Source organism: Leisingera sp. F5, from assembly GCF_001593695.1.
Genome location: NZ_LUKH01000007.1, coordinates 1 through 18028, shown reverse-complemented (window position 1 = coordinate 18028; position 18028 = coordinate 1). Strand labels below are relative to the sequence as shown.

Genomic DNA, 18028 nt, shown 5'->3' with positions numbered 1-18028 from the left:
GCTATTGCTGCTCCTGCAGCATCAGCTGCAAGGCGGCGCGGCGGGCCGTGTCCTCCAGCCCGACAGCGCGGAATGCTGCCAGCGCTGCGGTCAAGTCTCCAAGGTTGCCATCGGCACCTTGAGCAAACAACACCATGCTGCGCAGGATCGCTTCGCCCAGTTGGCCATTGTCCAGCAGTTGCCGGATCGCGGGCGGCACCGGGGCCATTGTGTCAAACCCCAATGATATGGCTTCAGCCATAGCCGATGGGGCTGCAGCGTCACCAGGCCGGCCCTGGGCCAGGGCTGCCAGGAACGGGTCGGCTCCGCCGTCGGCCGGGGCGTCATGCGCGGCCAATTCATAAGCCGGCGACAACAGGCGGATGCGCCAGGCCAGGGCGGCGGTCCGGCCGTTCAGGCTTGCCCGCGTCAGCGGTTCGCCGAAGAGGTCGGCAAAGACGGTTTCAGTGCCCGCTTGCTGCATCGCCTTCCAGGCGCGGGGCAGGGAGCGGGCAATGGCGTCTGCGTTGCCGGAGCTGAGGTCGCTTTCCAGCTGCTGAACTGCCGCAACCCGATCCCAGATACCGCCTGATGCGGCGGGTTTGCGGGCGCTGAACAGGCCAAGATACTGATTAGGATTGAGCGCACCGCCACGGGCCAGCCGCTCCGCCGCCTCCAGCTGCGCCTTCCAGCCGGCAATGTCGCGCAGATCTGCCGCGGCAAAGGCTGGCGGCAGGGGGGCGGTGGGCATCGCCTCGCCAATGGTCTCGAACAGGCGGAAGGTCAACGGATCCGGATCCGCCGGGCGGCGCAGCGGCGGTGCCAGCTCAAACAGATCGGGGTTCAGAAAGCGGTCCAGAAGCTGCATCTGGTTTTCGGGCAGCAATTCCAGCGCGTGGGCGGTTTCCATCATAAGCGCCGCCGTGGGCCAGTCGCTGCGCCGCGCCGCGCAAAAGATCCTGGCCGCGTAGCTGTCTGACAGATGCGGCGACGCTGTGAGGGCGGCGCAAGAGGCGTCCTCGCTGCCGGTCAAAAGGGTGGCGTCAAACCAGCGCGTGAAACGGTCCTTGCTGTCCGTGGGGCCTGCATGTTCAACCAGAGCCTGGGAGGGATCAGTGGCCCCAAGCGCCAGCAGCCGGTCCAGCCGGGCCAGCAGAATCCGGTCACCTGCCGCGGCCGGCGGCCGGGATTCGGACAGCAGCAGTGTAAACAACAACGCCTGCATCGCCGGGCTGCCGCGCACTGGAACAGTTTCAATCAGACGGGTCACAACATCGGCATTGCTGCCGCGCCACAAATCTGCGGGCAGGCCGGTTGCCGAGGCCGGAACCAGCCCGATGGGGGGCACCAGCGATTCCAATGGTGTGACCGAGACCGACGGAAATGCAGCCGTGCCTGCCACCGGCGGCTCCAGCAGCACAGTGCCGGGCAACCCGCTGCGTGGCTGCGGCTGGTTCAGCCAGTCAATCGCCGCCAGGGGTTCATTTGCAAGCGCGCTGCCTGCCATCATCACCCCGGCGGCAGCCGCCTTAATCCGCATTCAGCACCACGGGCTTGCGCACCTCGGTGCTGGGCGCGCGGAAATCAGCGCCGAACCACGGCCCCACATAGGCATAGCCCACCAGCCCGATTGCCGCCAGAACCGCCAAATAGACCAGATACTTAATCAATCGCCCCATAGTATATCCAAAGCCTGTTTCCTGCTCTTTTGCCCAAGTTATATATTCCCTTTTCCGTAAGATCACGTCATTCACTGAAGAATGAGCGAAAAAGAGCAAAGCAGCGGCCAGAAGGCAGCAGGCCCGGTGCCGGGGAAACTGAAGAAGACCATCGTGATGGTGGGCATGATGGGGGCTGGCAAAACCGCCGTGGGGCGGGCGCTGGCGGCCCGGTTGGATGTGCCCTTTCTGGACAGCGACCACGAGATCGAAGCCGCTGCCAATATGACGATCCCCGAGATTTTTGCCCGCGACGGCGAGCCGTTCTTCCGTCAAAAGGAACGGCAGGTGATCGCGCGCCTGCTGGAGGAGGAACGCGGTGTCCTGTCGACAGGCGGCGGCGCCTTTCTGGCGGAGGAAAACCGCAATGTGATTACCGCCAAAGGGGTCTCGATCTGGCTGCAGGCCGATCTGGAGGTTCTGTGGAACCGGGTGCGCCACCGCGACACCCGGCCGCTGCTGCGCACAGCCGACCCGCGTGCGACGCTCAGCGGCCTGTACCGCGACCGGGTGCCGCTTTATGCCAAGGCGGATCTGACTGTTGTGTCGGACGGCCAGGCGGCGATTGAAACCATGGTTGACCGGGTGCTGGAGGCCTTGCAGGCACGCCCCGATGTATTGGAGTGGACATGATGGAACGCAGGGTTCACGTGCCTCTGGGCGAGCGGGCCTATGATGTGGTGATCGGTCCCGGCCTGCTGGCGCAGGCAGGGGAGCGGATCAAACCGTTGCTGAAGCGGCCGCAGGTGGCGGTGCTGACGGACGAGACCGTGGCGGAGAAGCACCTGGAGGGTCTGCGCGCCGGGCTGGCGGCCGCGGGCGTTGAGATGACCGCGCTGGCGCTTCCGCCGGGCGAGGCGACCAAGGGCTGGCCGCAGTTCACCCGCGCGGTGGAATGGCTGCTGGAGCAGAAGGTGGAGCGGGGCGACGTGGTTGTCGCATTCGGCGGCGGTGTGATCGGCGACCTGGCGGGATTCGCTGCGGCGGTACTGCGCCGCGGAGTGCGGTTTGTGCAGATCCCGACCTCGCTCCTGGCGCAGGTCGACAGCTCGGTCGGCGGCAAGACCGGCATCAACGCGCCGCAGGGCAAGAACCTGATCGGCGCCTTTCACCAGCCTGCGCTGGTGCTGGCCGATACCTCGGTGCTGGAGACCTTAACGCCGCGTGATTTCCTGTCCGGTTACGGCGAAGTTGTGAAATACGGGCTGCTGGGCGATGCGGCGTTCTTTGCCTGGCTTGAAGAACACGGTCCTGCACTGGCTGAAGGCGATGTCGCCGCGCGGGTTGAGGCGGTTGCGCGCTCGGTTCAGATGAAGGCGGATATCGTCGTGCGCGACGAAACCGAGCAGGGCGACCGGGCGCTGCTGAACCTGGGCCATACTTTTTGCCACGCGCTGGAGGCGGCCACCGGGTATTCGGACCGGCTGCTGCATGGCGAGGGCGTGGCCATCGGCTGCGCCTTGGCGTTTGAGCTGTCGTCCAAGCTGGGGCTGTGCGCGCAAGAGGACCCCAGCCGGGTCCGGGCGCATCTGAAGGCGATGGGCATGAAGACCGATCTGGCCGATATTCCTGGCGATCTGCCAGGGGCGGAGGTGCTGCTGGATCTGATGGGGCAAGACAAAAAAGTTGTTGCCGGCCAGCTGCGGTTTATCCTGGCGCGTGGGATTGGCGATGCGTTTGTAACAGGTGACGTTCCGCCTGAAACGGTTCTGGACGTGCTGCGCGGCGCCGGGGCCTGAGACCGGAAAACAAAGGGCAGCCGTGGAAGCTGCCCTTTTCAGGTGCATCGGAATTGAGCTGTTCGGCGGATCAGGCTGCGGCGCTGCCGCCAAAATCCTGATCATCCCAGTCGTCGGCATCAAAATCGATCGCCGCTGCCGGGGGCGCATAGGCATCCGGTCCGGCCAGCGCGTTCTGAGCCGGAGCAACCTCGCCGACGGCGAATTGCTGGACCAGTTCGCGCAGCTCCTGGGCTTGCTCGGACAGCGAGGTGGTCGCCGCGGTGGTTTCCTCGGCCATGGCGGCATTTTGCTGTGCCATCATCTCAAGCTCGCCAACGGCGGTGTTGACGTCGCCCATTTGCGTCGACTGCTCTTTCATATTGCCGGCAATCTCGATGACAAGACCGGAAATCTCGGCCACTTGATCGTTTACCTGCGACATTGCGGTGCCGGCCTGGTCTACCAGTGCAGCACCGTTCTTGACCTGCTCGGAACTGCGTGCAGTCAGCTCGTCAATCTGCTGGACCGCATCGGCGCAGCGCTGCGCCAGCATCCGCACCTCGCTGGCGACCACCGCAAAACCGCGGCCTGCTTCGCCGGCGCGGGCGGCCTCGACCCCGGCATTCAGCGCCAGAAGATTTGTCTGGAATGCGATATCCTGGATCACTTTGGTGATCTGCGAGATTTCCTGCGAGGATTCCTGCAGCTTGTCCATGGCCACAATGGTGTCTTTCACCACCGCGTCGCAGGATTTCACCCCGCTCTGGGCGCTGTCCGCCAGTTGTTCGGCCCGGCCGGCATTGTCTGCCGACTGCTGAACATTGGCGGTCAGTTCGCTGATCGAATTGGTGGTTTTTTCAAGCGTTGCCGATTCTGCCTCGGTGCGGTGGGCCAGGTCCATCGAAGCCTCGGCAATGGACTTGGTGCTTTCATCCACGCTGCTTGTCAACTCGCCGATGTTGGAGATCGATACGCTCAGCGCCCGCAGCGAGTCGTTCATATCCATGCGGATCGATTTGAACTCTTCCGGAAAGAACTCGTTGATCGGCTTGTCGAGGCGTTTGTGCTGAAGATCCATCAGCGCTTCGCCGATGCGGCGCGCAACGGTCATGATTTCTTCGCGGCGCTGCTTTTCCTCCTCCACACGCTCTTCCTGCTTGCGCTGGGTCACAGAGCGCAAGTCGACCACATTGCGGGCCACCGAGCCAATCTCGTCCCGGCGGTTTGCACCTGGCACGTCAACCTCTGTTTCACCGCTGCCCAGCTTCTTCAGCGCAATGTTCAGAACCGAAAGGCTTTTGGTCATGTCCCGTGCGATGATCACGCTGAGGCCCAGAACAGCAAACAGAAGAACACCTGTGAACACTGCCATTTCCGCCAGCAGGAACTTGTTGTCCGCATCAAATGCCTGCATGTCCCGTTCCAGGTGCTCGATCAGGATACCCTCCTTCTTCTGAAGCACTTTCAGCGCTTTGCTGGCTGCCGCGAACCATTGCTCAGAAGTCATTTCCGTTTGGGCTCCGCCGCTCAGGATGGCCTTCCGGACGTCCTCGAATTTCTTCATTTCAGGCGAGGTAAACAGCCCCTGGACGGTCTCGCGGTCTTCCGCAGTTGCGAAATCCATGAACAGCGACAGGCGTTCCTTGAACACTTCATGATAGGCGACAAAACTTTCCCGGTCGGCCGGTTTCCAGCCGTGTTTGAAGCCAACAGCGCCCGCAGCCCGTTCCAGCCCGGCGGCATCAATTGCGCGCATGAAGAAGGACAGCGCGACGGCCTCCTGAGAAATCACCGGATTGTCAATGGTTTGTGCCAGCGACAGTCCGGTTTGAATAAGGGCCGCATTCAGTTCCGTGTAGTAGGCCAGCATCCGCTTGAGCGAGAGCGTGTGCCCGTCGATCTTGTTGCGGATGTCCTTTTTCTTGGCCAGTTCGGCCTGGGCAAACTGGATGGCCTGCACCGCTTCGAGCGGGATAAGGGATTTATCGATGTGGTTGATCTCGGCCAGATAGGCCTCCATCGCAGTGTTGTTTTGCAACCGGACCTGGGTCAGCTTTTCCGGCACCGAGGTGGCAGAGCTTTCCAGGTAGGAGGCGCTGAGGCCACGCTCCAATTGCAGGTTGTGAACCAGGCTGCTCATATGCTCGATCACTTCCCCGGCCTCGGCAGTGTTGACCTGGGCGTTCTTGTTCAGCTGAAACAGTGTCTGTCCCATGAACCACAGTGAGAGCATTAGCGGTGCGGCCACCAGAATGGCGATCTTTGCCTTGACCGGCAGGTGCCCTAAAAATCGCATACTCATATTCTGAATCCTTGCTGCAAAAATTCTAATAGTTGAATTCAGTATATGAGATACGTCTTAATAATCGCCTACCCGCCCGGTCTGATGAGGTTTTCTTAGCCACCGCAATGGTTTGTGCTGCGCCGGTCAGGACCGTGGATATCGTCCGAAACGGAAAAAGCCCCGCCGGGCGATGCCAGCGGGGCTTCTGTACTGCTGTTCAAGAAAACAAGGTTCAGAACGGGATTTCGTCGTCATCGATGTTATGGGACGCACCGCCGCCGAAGTTTCCGCCGCCGCCGCCGCTGCCGCCGCCTTGCTGACCGCTGTCATAACCGCCGCCGTAGCCGCCGCCCTGGTTGCCGCCGCCATAGCCGCCACCGCCACCACTACCGCCGCCTTCGCCGCGGCCGTCAAGCATGGTCAGGGTGGAGCCGAAGCCCTGCAGGACGATTTCAGTCGAATACCGGTCCTGGCCGCTTTGGTCCTGCCATTTGCGGGTCTGCAACTGGCCTTCGATGTAGACCTTGGAGCCTTTGCGCAGATACTGCTCGGCAACGCGCACAAGACCTTCGCTGAAGATGGCCACAGAGTGCCATTCGGTGCGCTCCTTGCGTTCACCGGTGTTGCGGTCCTTCCAGTTTTCCGAGGTGGCGATACGCAGGTTGCAAACTTTGCCGCCGTTCTGGAAGCTGCGCACCTCCGGGTCGCGGCCCAGATTGCCGATGAGCATGACTTTGTTAAGAGAGCCGGCCATAGGGTTCCGTCCTTTTATTCCTGAATGTCCTGTCCAGCACCGGTCCGGCGCGAATCCGTCCGGGCTGCTTGATTGGCACAGTACAGACCTGTGCAAGGTGAGGAAAGCAGCTCTCTGGGGATGGTTTTGCAGGTGTTTGCACAGCAATGATGGCCGATTGCGCTCGTGTTGCTTTAAATTTCTTTTGCATTCGCTATATTTGCGCAAAGTGGGACAGTGTTGGGACAGCGGAAATGCGCAAAGCCGTTGCGGGGTTGGTGATCGCCATGGTCGGGGCAGGGCAGCCTGCCGCCGCCGATGTCTTGAGTACCAAGAACCGGCGGGATCTATTCTCCGCCCACACCAGGGTGCTGGATGGCCGTGCGGCCACCCAGTACAAGAACTCAACCCGGCTGCAGCCCAAGACCTATCAAATTCCTTCTGCTGCGGGCACGTTGCCCTATAGCGGCAAATACCGCGGTCAGTATCTGCAACTGGCGCGGGACGCCGCGCGCCAGCACGGTGTGCCCGAAGATCTGTTCCTGCGCCTGGTGCAGCAGGAAAGCAATTGGAACCCGAACGCCAAATCGCACAAAGGCGCATTGGGCCTGGCGCAGCTGATGCCTGCCACCGCACAGGCATTGGGGGTCAACCCCGCGGTGCCGCAGCAAAACCTGGAAGGCGGTGCACGGTATCTGGCGCGGCAATTCCGAAAGTTCGGGTCCTGGCGACTGGCGCTGGCGGCCTATAACGCCGGTCCGGACGCGGTGCAGAAATACGGCGGAGTGCCGCCCTATAAGGAAACCCAGAACTACGTGAAGAAGATCTGGGGCAGCTGACGCGCAGTTTGGTTAACCTGTGGGTAAGTTCTGTTAATGCCCCGTTAACTCCGTCACAGCGTCACGCATTTGCCTTAATTTTTCGTGAATTTTTCCTCAGGTTCTGGAGGGAATGACTTGTATATCAACAGCTTCGATGAGCGGATCAACCGGATTGACTGGCAGCCGAGCGCGGTTCCGACGCGGCAGATGATCGACAGCGTTCTGGCCAGCCGCCTGCCCCGGCAGCCGCGCAGTGCTGTGCTGAGCCTGGCCGGCGCCATTGTTGGCATTTTGATCGGCACCGGCCTCAAGGGCATGACTTTGGCTGGATCCCCTTGGGGACCGGAAACCGGCCTTGCCGGAGCCATCGGCGGCAGCCTGGCGCTGACCGGTCTGACCGCTTCGGTAACGGCTGCCCTGTTGGCTGCGGCCAAAGGGAAAGAGGCCCCGCGGCTGATGCAGTTTGCCTCGATGAACCTTTTGATGATCGTGGTGCTGCTGTTGAGCTGAACAAATCGGCCCCTGTGGGAGGGGGGAGCGCTTTGGTTTAAGGAGAAATACCGGATCCGTTGAGTTTGGTGCAAAGGTGGAAAAAAGTGCTGCCGGGTTGCTGGAAAGCGGCAGGGTAAACACGGATTCTTTCCTGCCGGCTTAACGGCTGGTTCATCTGAATATTGCTATCTTGATGACGGCCATGTTTCAGAAGGGAACCGGAATGACACTCCAGGGATCGAAGTTTCAGCGCACTTCGGAAGCATCAGAAGCCCTTTTGGAGCACACTGACCGGCTGATCGCACAGAAGGATTTTGCCAAAGCGCTGCAGGTCCTGTTGCCAGTTCTAGAGAGCGGCGCAATAGATGCGGGCGTTCTGGACCGCGCTGCGGTTTGCTATCACGCGTTGGGGGATGCGCCGACAGCTATTTCTTTGATGGAGTTCATAACCGGGAACTGGCCTGATAGGGAGACAGCCTGGGCAAAGCTCGCTGCGATGCGTCAGACCGCCGGTCAAATAGAGCAGGCCATCGGTGATCTGAAGAATGCTTTGAAGATCAATCCAAAACATGTTGGCGCGCTTGTGTCGCTCAGTCGGCTTGAGCCATTTGCAGTCCAAAGCAGCAAGGCCCAACGTCTCAAAAAGCTCTCGAATAATCGCAAGCTAGCGGCCAAAGAGCGGCGGATGGCGCATAATGCGCTTGGAAACATCGAAGCAAAGGCTGGCAATCCTTCGCGCGCCTTCTTCCATTTTCTGAAGTCCAAGAAGCTGAGCTCAGGGGATTTTGATGCGGATGGGACGCGAGCAAGGGTTCGGGATCAGAAACAGCGGTTCCAGCCTATTACTCACAAAGACGGAGTTTCTACTGGTCCGCGCGTCATCTTTGTCTGCGGCCTGCCGAGAAGCGGAACCACTTTGGCCGAGAATATTTTGCTTCGGCATAGCAAAGTAGACAGTATCGGCGAAAGCGAAGCGCTGAAACATACGCTGTTTGAGGTTCGCGCGCATTGCATTTCGCGTGGGCTGGGGCAGGGGTACTGGGACTGGGCTGGCCTGTTGGACTCGCAAGAACGCGAGACTTTCCGGAATCTCTATTTCCAGCGCGCGTTCCAGACGCTGCCTGCAGACACACCAGTGATTGTCGACAAGATGCCGCTCAACTGCCTTGCGCTGGGGCTGGCGCAACATCTGCTACCGGACGCGCGCTTTGTGTTCATGTCCCGCCATCCGCTGGATACCGGCCTGTCCAATATCACGGCTGATTTTGCTCGGGGCAATGCGTTTACCCGGCGGATGGACTGGCTGGGCGAGATGACTCGGCTGGTCTATGAATCTGCCTGGGACTATCAGGGTAAGCTTGGCGGCCAGTTCAGAGCCCAGTCCTACCGCGCGCTGGTGAGCGACCCACAGCCGCAGATCGCTCGGCTTCTAGAGCATTCGGGGCTGGAGTGGGAGGATAATTGTCTGTCCCCAGAAAAGTCCAGCAAGGCAGTACTCACTGCTTCGTTGGTTCAGGTCCGCCAGAAGATCAACATCGCAGCGCTGGACAAGTGGAAACCCTATTCTGCACAGCTGGATCCGCTAAAAGCTTCTCTAGGCGGCGACGCATGGATCGCTGAATGGGAAGCCTGGGACAACGCGCTGCACGACGGCTAACATCAAAAACAATAACGGGCCGGGAAATTTCCGGCCCGTTTTTTGTCCTGTGAGTTGCCTTTACTCCGCCGCGATTTTGATCACAGGTTTCATGCGCTCCAGCACCTCGTCGCTGAGGTGGCATTTGATCTGATGGCCGGCTTCCAGCTGGCGCACCGGCGGAACGTCCTTTTCGCACAGCCCGCCCGGCACTTCGGACTTCCAGCGGCAGCGGGTCTGGAACGGGCAGCCCGGCGGCGGGTTCATCGCCGACGGAATGTCGCCCTCCAGCACGATATGCTCTTTCTCGACCGAGGTATCGGCAATCGGCACCGCCGAGAGCAGCGCCTCGGTGTAGGGGTGGTAGGGCGGCGAGAACACCTGATCGGTATCGCCCAGCTCCACTACATGGCCGAGATACATCACCATCACCCGGTCGCTGAGGTAGCGCACGATCGACAAGTCGTGGGAGATGAACAGCAGCGTGGTTTTTTCCTTGCGCTGGATCTCCATCAACAGGTCGGTCACCGCCGCCTGCACCGACACATCCAGCGCCGAAACGGGTTCGTCCGCCACCACAATGCGGGCGCCGCCGGCAAAGGCGCGGGCGATGCCGACACGCTGCTTCTGGCCGCCCGACAGCTGCCGCGGCATCCGGTCGGCAAAGGCGCGGGGCAGCTTCACCAGATCCAAAAGCTCCAGCATCCTCTTGCGGCGCTCGGCCTCTGAGTTGCCGATGCCGAAGATTTCCAGCGCCCGCATGATCTGGCGGCCCACGGTCATCGACGGGTTCAGCGTGTCGAACGGGTTCTGGAACACCATCTGCACGTCGGAGACGGTTCTGGTGTCACGCTCTTCAATCGGGATCTGCTCGATGTTCTGGTTGTCCAGCAGGATCTGGCCTTCGGTGGCGGTTTCCAGCCCCATCAGCACCTTGGCAAAGGTGGACTTGCCGCAGCCGGATTCACCGACGATGGCCAGGGTTTCGGACTCGCGCGCCTCGAAACTCAGCGTCTCGTTGGCTTTCACCACTTTCTTCTCACCGCCGCCGAACAGGGCGTTGGCCGCAACCTCATAGTATTTCTTGAGGTTTTCCATCTTGAGAACAACCTTGCCAGGCGCGGTTTTCTCCTTTTGCTCTCCCAATGTGATCGGGGCGTTCCAGTCGATTTCCTGGAACTTCAGGCAGCGGGTCTCATGGCGGTCATTGCCATGCACCGGCGCCATCGGGATCACCTGGTCGACATCGCAGCGGCCCTGTTCGAAATAGTCGCAGCGCGGCCCGAAGTTGCAGCCGTTGGGCCGCTCGTGGGGCAGGGGGAAGTTGCCGGGAATGGCCACCAGCGGGCGCGAGTTCTTGTCTGCCCCCGGCAGCGGGATCGAGCGGAACAGCGCCTGGGTATAGGGATGCTGCATCTCGTCGAAAACATCGTGGATCGAGCCGCGCTCGACCGCTTCGCCGGAGTACATCACGCAGAGACGGTCGCAGGTCTCCAGCACCAGGCCGAGGTTGTGCGAGATGAACAGCATCGAGGTGCCGTATTTCTTGCCCAGATCCTTCACCAGCTCAACCACCGCGGCCTCAACCGTCACGTCAAGCGCGGTGGTCGGCTCATCCAGGATCAGCAGCGAAGGTTTCGACATCAGTGCCATCGCGATCACGATCCGCTGCTGCTGACCGCCCGACAGCTGGTGCGGGAAGGAGTTCAGCATCCGCTCCGGGTCGGGCAGGCGCACGTCGGTCACCACTTCCATCGCCCGGTTGTAGGCTTCCTTTTCGCTGACGCCCTCGTGGATCATCGGCACTTCCATCAGCTGCTTGCCGATTTTCATCGCCGGATTCAGCGATGCCATCGGTTCCTGATAGATCATTGCGATCTCGTTGCCGCGGATGTCGCGCAGCTCTTCGGCACTCATCTCGGCCAAGTCGCGGCCCTTGAACTTGATGGTGCCGCCGACAACGCGGCCGTTCTTGCCAAGGTCCTGCATAACCCCCAGCGCCACGGTGGACTTGCCGCAGCCGCTCTCACCGACCAGCCCGACAGCCTCACCCGGTTGCACGGCTACGGAAAAATCCATCACCGCCGGAATTTCGCGCAGGCGGGTGAAGAAGGAGATCGACAGCTTGTCAATCTCAAGGATAGGGCCGCCGTATTCTTCCATTTTGCTCATGTTTTTGTCTCCCTGTTGAGGCTGGAAGGGAAAGACCCCTTTCTTCTGGCCTCAAGTATCCCGGGGGGCTGCCTGCTGTGGCGCCACTGGTTCAAGCCCAGCTGGCGGCGGAGCTGGCCCCCCGGGTTTGTCGCATCAATCCTTCAGGCTCTCTTCGCGCAGGCCGTCAGCCAGCAGGTTCAGACCCAGAACCAGCGTCAGCAAGGCAAAGGCAGGCGGCAGCGCCGGGTGCAGATAGATCGACAACAGCTTGCGCCCGTCATTGATGGTCGATCCCCAGTCCGGGCTTTCCGGCGGCAGGCCAAGGCCAAAGAAGCCCAGGGTCCCCAAAAGGATGGTGGTGTAGCCGATGCGCAGGCAGAAATCGACGATCAGCGGCCCGCGTGCGTTGGGCAGGATTTCCCACAGCATGATGTACCAGGGGCCTTCGCCGCGGGTCTGGGCTGCGGCCACATAGTCACGGGTTTTGATGTCCAGTGTCAGGCCGCGCACGATGCGGAACACCGTGGGCGAATTGACGAAGACCACCGAGACGAAGACCACCAGGATACCGCCGGGAATGTCGAACATATCCATCGCCCGGGGCAGACCCCAGATCGCGTATTCCGGCGTGTTGATCAGGTAGCCGCCGTTGGAAACCAGTTGCAGGTAGAACCAGATGATCGTGCCCAGCACCACCGGCAGCAGCCAGTTGCGGACTTTCGGCCGGGTGTAGTAGCGCGAGTTCAGCAGCACCCCGACAAAGATGATCGGGAACACGAACAGCACGATGGCCATATAGTTCGGAACACCGGTGGCGACGATTTCCGGGGTCACCAGCAGGTAGAACAGCAGGATCACCGGGAAGGCCAGGATCAGGTTGGCTGCAAAGGACAGCGTGGTGTCCAGGCGGCCGCCGTAATAGCCGGCGGGCAGGCCCAGGGTGATCCCCACCATAAAGGCAAAGACCGCGGCCATCGGGGCAATCTTGATGACTTCCCAGGCGCCCTTGACCAGACGGCTGAAGACATCGCGGGCGAGGTTGTCACCGCCAAGCAGATACCATTCATACTGGCCTTCTTCAGGGCTGCGCAGCGGTGTGCCGGGCACTTTGTTTTTCATGCCGGAAAGCTGGGACAGCGGGTCGTGGGTGATAATCATGTCCATGGCGCCGTAGACGCCGGTGAACACCCAGAACATCACCAGACCAAAGCCGATCATGCCGATGGGACTGTCAAACAGCTTGCCGTAAAGGCCAAGCCGCCGTTTGAAGCCGATGGAGAAAGCGTAGAGGATCACCAGGGAAATCCAAACCGGAGACAGCTGGTAGATAATACGCCCTGCAATTTCAATTGCGCTAAGAGGTTCCATTCTCTGCTGCCTTCCTTAAGAGATCCGGATACGCGGGTTCAGATACACATAGCCGATATCCGAGATCAGCTGAGTGATGAGAACCACGAAGACTGAGACCACAGAGACGGCCAGCAGCAGTTCGATGTCGTTGTTGCCTGCGGCTTCCACCAGGATCCAGCCAAAGCCCTTGTAGTTGAACAGGGTCTCGACGATCACCACGCCGTTCAGCAGCCAGGGGAACTGCAGCATGATGACGGTGAAGGGCGCAATCAGCGCGTTCCGCAGCGCGTGTTTCATAACGATGTTGTGAAAGCTCACCCCCTTAAGGCGCGCGGTGCGGATGTATTGCGCGGTCATCACCTCAGTCATCGAGGCGCGGGTCATCCGGGCGATATAGCCCATGCCGTACAAGGCAATGGTCAGCACCGGCAGGAAGAAGTTCTCAAAATTCGGGTTGTCCATCGCTGAGGTGGCGGTGCCCTTGAACCATTTCAGGCCGACGGTGGACGAGGTGAACACAGCGATGAAGATCACCCCGGAAACATACTCGGGTGTCGCCGTGGTCAGGATTGAAGCGGTCGACAGGCTTCGGTCGGTGACTGAGCCTTCGCGCATCCCTGCCAGGACGCCGATGATCAGTGCCGATGGAATCATCAGCACCAGCACCCAGAACATCAGGCGGCCGGTATTGCCCAAGCGCTCGGCGACGATGGTGGAAACTTCGTCTTTAAAGCGGGTGGAATAGCCCCAGTCGCCCTGCAGAATACCGCAGAAAGTAGAGGCTTCTGCAGCCACTTCAGCCGAAACGGTGCCGATCATGCAGCGGCCGCTATAGCCGTCTTCAGTTTCGCGGGTCCAGCCGGGCAGGACACCCAGCCATTGGCCGTATTTCGAGACCATGGAGCCGCCATAGCCGTTGGCATCCAGCCAGCTGGCCACGGCTTCGTCCGACATGCGGAAGTTGCCCTGGGTCTTGGCGAGTTTCTCAAGGTTCGGGTAGAGGTTCGTCAGGAAGAACACGATGAACGTCAGGCACAAGGCCGTCAGCAGCATCACGCCTGAACGTCGGAGAATGAAAAGTCCCATGGGGTCCCCTGTCAGTCTGGCGGATCGGACCCGGTTGCAGGTGCGGGTCTCTTATCGTCTTAGCTGGAAAGCACCGCCCCATCCGGGGCGGTGCGGGTGCCGGGAGCCTGTTAGGGCGTTGCTTACGCCGCCCAGCCCCACTTGTAGTGGTGGTGTTCAAACGACACGTGCATGTCCGCGCCGACAACGCCTTCGCGCATGTGGCGGTAAAGCGAACGCCAGTAAGGCTGGATGGTAACACCTTCCTCTTGGATCAGCGCCTGGCCTTTGGCCGAGATCTCGCGGCGCTTGTCGGCGTCGGCGATCGACAGGGCCTGTTCCAGCAGAGCGTCGAATTCAGCATTTTCCCAGCCGAATTCGTTCCAGGCTTCGCCGGACTTGTAGGCCAGCGCCCAGATCTGCACGCCCAGCGGGCGGTGGTTCCAGTTGGTGGAGCTGAACGGATACTTCGACCAGTCGTTCCAGAAGGTGGAGCCGGGCAGAACGGTCCGCTTCACCTTGAAGCCGGCGTCGCGCAGCTGTGCCGCCACGGCGTCGGTGGTGTTCCGGCGCCAGTCGTCGTCGATCGACAGGATTTCATGCTCGAAATCCATCATGCCGGCTTCTTCCATCAGCGCCTTGGCACCGGCGGGATCAACCTTCTGCGGCGGCAGTTCGGCATATTCCGGATGGATCGGGCCGACATGGTGGTTTTCCGCAGGCTCGCCGCGGCCGCCATAGCCGAGTTCAAGGCAGACAGAGTTGTCGACGGCCATCTGGATCGCTTTGCGGACGCGTTTGTCTGCATAGGGCTTCTCGCCATCGATCTCCGCCAGCTGGTTGGTACGGATCACGATCGAGGACATGGTCACAACTTCGGACTTCTTGTAGCCGAGGCCGTCCATCACGTCGATGAATTCACCAACCGATTCATACAGCATATCGACTTCATCGGATTCCAAAGCGGCCAGCCAGGACGACGGGTCGGTGCCGAAATCGACATATTCGATGCGGTCCAGAGCGGGCTTGCCGTAAATCGCTTCACCCCACCAGGTGTGGTTGTCGTTGCGCTCCAAGGTCGACTTCACACCCACTTCCAGTTCCGTCAGCAGGTAGGGGCCGGTGCCGACGTTGGACAGGAAATCATTGGTCTGGAAGGACGAGTGGACAATCGCCGCCGGATAATCCGCCATGCCCGCGATCAGCGAAATGTCGGAGTTGGGCAAGTTCAGCTTCACAGTGTGGCTATCGACCACCTCGATGCCGCCTTCAACCGCCTGGCCGGAGTCCGCGTCGATCAGGGTCGCAAAGCGGCCGGCCATCGAGTTGCCTTCCAGGCCCTTGTCGCACCAGCCTGCAATGTTGCGGGCCACGTCGTCGGCGGTGAAGTCGTCGCCGTTGTTCCACTTGACGCCTTTGCGGACGTTCAGCGTGTAAACGGTCGCGTCCTCGTTGACTTCCCAGCTTTCCAGCAGCATGCCGGTAAAGGAGCCGTCATTGTTGTATTCAACCAGATATTCGATGGTGCCGCGGGTCTTGTTGGCCATCTGCGACCAGTCAAATGTGCGCGGGTCCTTCAGCGGGCGGACTTCGGTCTGGATCCGCAGGGTTCCGCCTTGCTTCTTCTCTTCAGCGGCTTGTACCGGTGCGGCCATGCCGATCATGCCATAGGCAGCCGTTGCGGTCACACCAAGCGCCGTGGCGCGGGTCAGGAATTCCCGGCGGTCGAGCTTGCCATCCAGCACTTCTTTTGCGTGCATCTTGGCGGCCCAGTGTACCGGTGCTCCGTTGATGGTGTCTTGGGTCATTTAGGTCTCCCTGTTATACCGTTTGGTCATTTGTCTTGCGAAACGGATTTTGGCCCGGCGGAGTGCCGGGCGTTTTTGCTTAGCGTTTTGGATTAAAGTTTCCCCATGCCTGCATTCGGGCAGAGATATGCCGTTTCGTCAATGCACAGTTTCGGCGTTTGAAGGTAAAATTACGACATTCGGTGTGTCGTTTTCCCGATTTGAAACGGTATGCTACTGAATACTGTTCAAAACTGCCCAGTAAACCGGAGCGAAATCCGCACATGCTGGAAAACATGCAAGAATCTGCAGGCGGATCAAACTATTGTGACTTCTTGCGGGCCGCTTTGCGCAATGCGCTGGGGGTTTGACCGGCGTGCTGGGAGATAAAGCGGGTGAAATAGGCGGCGCTGCCAAACCCCAGATGGGCAGCGATGTCGCGGACGGGCAGCTCAGAGCTGATCAGCAGAGTGCGCGCGGCGTGCAGCTGGCGCTCGGTCAACAGGGCTGCGGCGGTCTTGCCGGTCTCGGCCTTGCAGACCCGTGTAAGATGGGTTGGCGTCACCTGCAATGCGGCCGCGTGATCGGCCATGGCGGCATGGGTGCTAGGCAGTTCGGCGATGCGCAGGCAGTAGGCCTGGCACAGGCGTTGCGCCGCGGTGGGCCGGACTGCCAATCCCGCAGGTTCCGGCTGCCGGTGCAACGCAATGGCGGCCAGTTCGCAGTGGGCCTGAACAGAACGGTGCCAGAGCGGCTCCTGCGCGTTCTGCTCGCGGCTGATGGCTTCGAACAGCGTGGTCAGCCTGGCCTGGTCCTGAAGGCTGGTGAACCGCTTCTGGACCGGCATTTCCGGAAAGGGCAGCGGCAGCGGGCCGGAAACCGACAGAACCTGCCCCAGGCACTGGCGGGTGAATTCGGCGGACCACAGCGTCCCGGCCGGAAGAAAGATGGCGCTGTAGGGGCCAAAGCCGCGCTGTGCGCCATTGATGCAGATGCGCCCCTGTCCGCGGGTGATCCAGATCAGCAGGTGTTCGCGGCGGGTATGCGCCAGCCCGGTCTGCCAGGCGCCGTCGGGGGCAAGCCTGGATAAGGAGGCGGCGTGAATGTCGCCGGACAAGGTCGGATCAAATGGCATCAGATATCTTAAGCGCAGGAACAAATACGATCCGCTGCAACAGGGCATGAATCCCTGATTCTGGCAAGTTTTCGCCGGGCCGAACGGAAACCGTGTAAATTTTTAGGGTTTGTGCCAATCGGCCGGCGGCGGCGTTCAGGCCAGTGTCACCTGCTGCCAGTCCTTCATGCGGGCGCGGAACCAGCTGCGCTGCCGCTTGGCGAACCGGCGGGTGGCGATGGCCGCGCGTTCTTCGGCCTCTTCCAGTGTGATCAGGCCCTGGGCATAGGCCATCAGTTCCGGAACGCCGATCGCCTTGCAGGAGGGCAGGGCGGGGTCGTAGCGGTCCTGCATCGCTTCGATCTCATCCATGGCGCCCTGATCCAGCATCAGGCCAAAGCGCTTGCGGATGCGGGTCTCCAGCCAGGATTTCTCCGAGTTCAGCACCAGCGCGGTGCAGCCGGACAGCGGCAGCGCCGGAGCGGGGGTCTCATCCTGCCAGCTGGCCAGCGGGCGGCCGGTGGCCTTCAGCACTTCCCAGGCGCGCTGCACCCTGGCCCGGTTCTGCAGGTCGATGCGGGACGCGGTCTCGGGGTCCAGATCGGCCAGCAAGGTTTCAAGGGGCAGGCCGTCGCCTTTGGCCCGCACCGCAGCCGGTGTGGCCGGAATGTCTGCCATGCCTTCGGTCAGGGCGGTGAAGTAAAGCCCGGTGCCACCGGTGATGATCACCCGCTCGGGACCGTTCAGCAGCTCCAGCACCTCGCGCAGCCAATGGCCGGCGGAATAATCCGCATCGTATGCAATATGGCCATAAAGCGCGTGCGGCGCAGCGGCCTCTTCTTCAGCCGAAGGCCGGGCGGTGATCACCCGCCAGCAGTCAAAGACCTGGCTGGCATCGGCATTCACGATGATACCGCCTTGGCGCGCGGCTATCTCCAGCGCCAGCGCGGATTTTCCTGAAGCAGTGGGACCTGCGATCAGTACAGGCAAATCCGGGTTGATGTCAGGCAGGTTCATGCAGGTGTGATCCGTCTCTAGGTCCAGTTCCGCAAAACTGTGCGGAAAGCGCGCGGCGCGGATTGAAACCGGCAGCGATTTGCTTCATTTTGCGCGCAAACTAACCCTCACATCTTCTGGAGCGCAACATGCCTCAACCGCAAGAAAAGCCGGAACT

The 18028-nt window shown here is 61.0% G+C and carries 15 protein-coding genes; 5 read left to right on the top strand and 10 right to left on the bottom strand.

Annotated elements, in window-relative coordinates; all coding sequences use genetic code 11:
- Position 1 precedes the first annotated feature (1 nt).
- Positions 2 to 1519, bottom strand: coding sequence for a hypothetical protein (locus A2I95_RS06050; protein WP_291728840.1), 1518 nt, complete (start codon positions 1517 to 1519; stop codon positions 2 to 4).
- Complete coding sequence (locus A2I95_RS06045; RefSeq protein ID WP_169730813.1) at positions 1509 to 1658, bottom strand: hypothetical protein; 150 nt, start codon at positions 1656 to 1658, stop codon at positions 1509 to 1511. Before A2I95_RS06045 ends, A2I95_RS06050 begins: the two co-directional genes overlap by 11 nt.
- Positions 1659 to 1739: 81 nt before the next feature.
- Between A2I95_RS06045 and A2I95_RS06040 the strand changes: the two genes are divergently transcribed.
- Entirely contained in the window at positions 1740 to 2330 is a 591-nt protein-coding gene (locus A2I95_RS06040) for a shikimate kinase (protein ID WP_291728836.1), read from the top strand.
- Complete coding sequence (aroB, locus tag A2I95_RS06035; RefSeq protein ID WP_291728959.1) at positions 2330 to 3436, top strand: 3-dehydroquinate synthase; 1107 nt, start codon at positions 2330 to 2332, stop codon at positions 3434 to 3436. The genes A2I95_RS06040 and aroB overlap by 1 nt, the downstream gene beginning before the upstream one ends.
- 70 nt (positions 3437 to 3506) lie before the next feature.
- Here the strand turns inward: aroB and A2I95_RS06030 are convergent, their stop codons facing one another.
- A complete protein-coding gene (locus tag A2I95_RS06030) occupies positions 3507 to 5720 on the bottom strand; it encodes a methyl-accepting chemotaxis protein (protein ID WP_291728834.1) in 2214 nt (737 codons plus the stop codon).
- Positions 5721 to 5934: 214 nt separating this feature from the next.
- Positions 5935 to 6456: a single-stranded DNA-binding protein gene (gene ssb / locus A2I95_RS06025; protein WP_291728833.1), complete on the bottom strand. Its 522-nt coding sequence runs from the start codon at positions 6454 to 6456 to the stop codon at positions 5935 to 5937.
- Between the two features lie 233 nt (positions 6457 to 6689).
- Here ssb and A2I95_RS06020 point away from each other — a divergent pair, with 233 nt between their 5' ends.
- The 3 genes from A2I95_RS06020 to A2I95_RS06010 all read left to right on the top strand — a co-directional run bounded on the left by A2I95_RS06020 (position 6690) and on the right by A2I95_RS06010 (position 9405).
- Complete coding sequence (locus tag A2I95_RS06020) at positions 6690 to 7274, top strand: lytic transglycosylase domain-containing protein (RefSeq protein ID WP_291728831.1); 585 nt, start codon at positions 6690 to 6692, stop codon at positions 7272 to 7274.
- Between the two features lie 117 nt (positions 7275 to 7391).
- Positions 7392 to 7766 carry a hypothetical protein gene (locus tag A2I95_RS06015; protein WP_291728829.1) on the top strand — a complete coding sequence of 125 codons (375 nt, stop codon included), beginning with the start codon at positions 7392 to 7394 and terminating at the stop codon, positions 7764 to 7766.
- A gap of 205 nt (positions 7767 to 7971) precedes the next feature.
- Positions 7972 to 9405 (top strand): tetratricopeptide repeat-containing sulfotransferase family protein, encoded by a 1434-nt coding sequence (locus A2I95_RS06010; RefSeq protein WP_291728827.1) that lies wholly within the window; start codon positions 7972 to 7974, stop codon positions 9403 to 9405.
- A 60-nt stretch (positions 9406 to 9465) separates the two neighbouring features.
- Here A2I95_RS06010 and A2I95_RS06005 read toward each other — a convergent pair whose 3' ends face one another.
- From A2I95_RS06005 to miaA, 6 genes are all read right to left on the bottom strand, one after another.
- On the bottom strand, positions 9466 to 11556 hold the full coding sequence (locus A2I95_RS06005) for an ABC transporter ATP-binding protein (protein WP_291728825.1): 2091 nt from the start codon (positions 11554 to 11556) through the stop codon (positions 9466 to 9468).
- Positions 11557 to 11691: 135 nt separating this feature from the next.
- Positions 11692 to 12906: an ABC transporter permease gene (locus A2I95_RS06000; RefSeq protein ID WP_291728824.1), complete on the bottom strand. Its 1215-nt coding sequence runs from the start codon at positions 12904 to 12906 to the stop codon at positions 11692 to 11694.
- Positions 12907 to 12921: 15 nt separating this feature from the next.
- Positions 12922 to 13974, bottom strand: a complete 1053-nt coding sequence (locus A2I95_RS05995; protein ID WP_291728822.1) for an ABC transporter permease — start codon at positions 13972 to 13974, stop codon at positions 12922 to 12924.
- A gap of 122 nt (positions 13975 to 14096) precedes the next feature.
- The gene (locus A2I95_RS05990; protein ID WP_291728820.1) at positions 14097 to 15761 is read right to left on the bottom strand and encodes an ABC transporter substrate-binding protein; all 1665 of its coding nucleotides are present in this window, start codon (positions 15759 to 15761) and stop codon (positions 14097 to 14099) included.
- A 301-nt stretch (positions 15762 to 16062) separates the two neighbouring features.
- Positions 16063 to 16875, bottom strand: a complete 813-nt coding sequence (locus A2I95_RS05985; RefSeq protein WP_291728818.1) for an AraC family transcriptional regulator — start codon at positions 16873 to 16875, stop codon at positions 16063 to 16065.
- A gap of 135 nt (positions 16876 to 17010) precedes the next feature.
- Positions 17011 to 17871 carry a tRNA (adenosine(37)-N6)-dimethylallyltransferase MiaA gene (gene miaA / locus A2I95_RS05980; RefSeq protein ID WP_291728816.1) on the bottom strand — a complete coding sequence of 287 codons (861 nt, stop codon included), beginning with the start codon at positions 17869 to 17871 and terminating at the stop codon, positions 17011 to 17013.
- Positions 17872 to 18028: the final 157 nt, after the last annotated feature.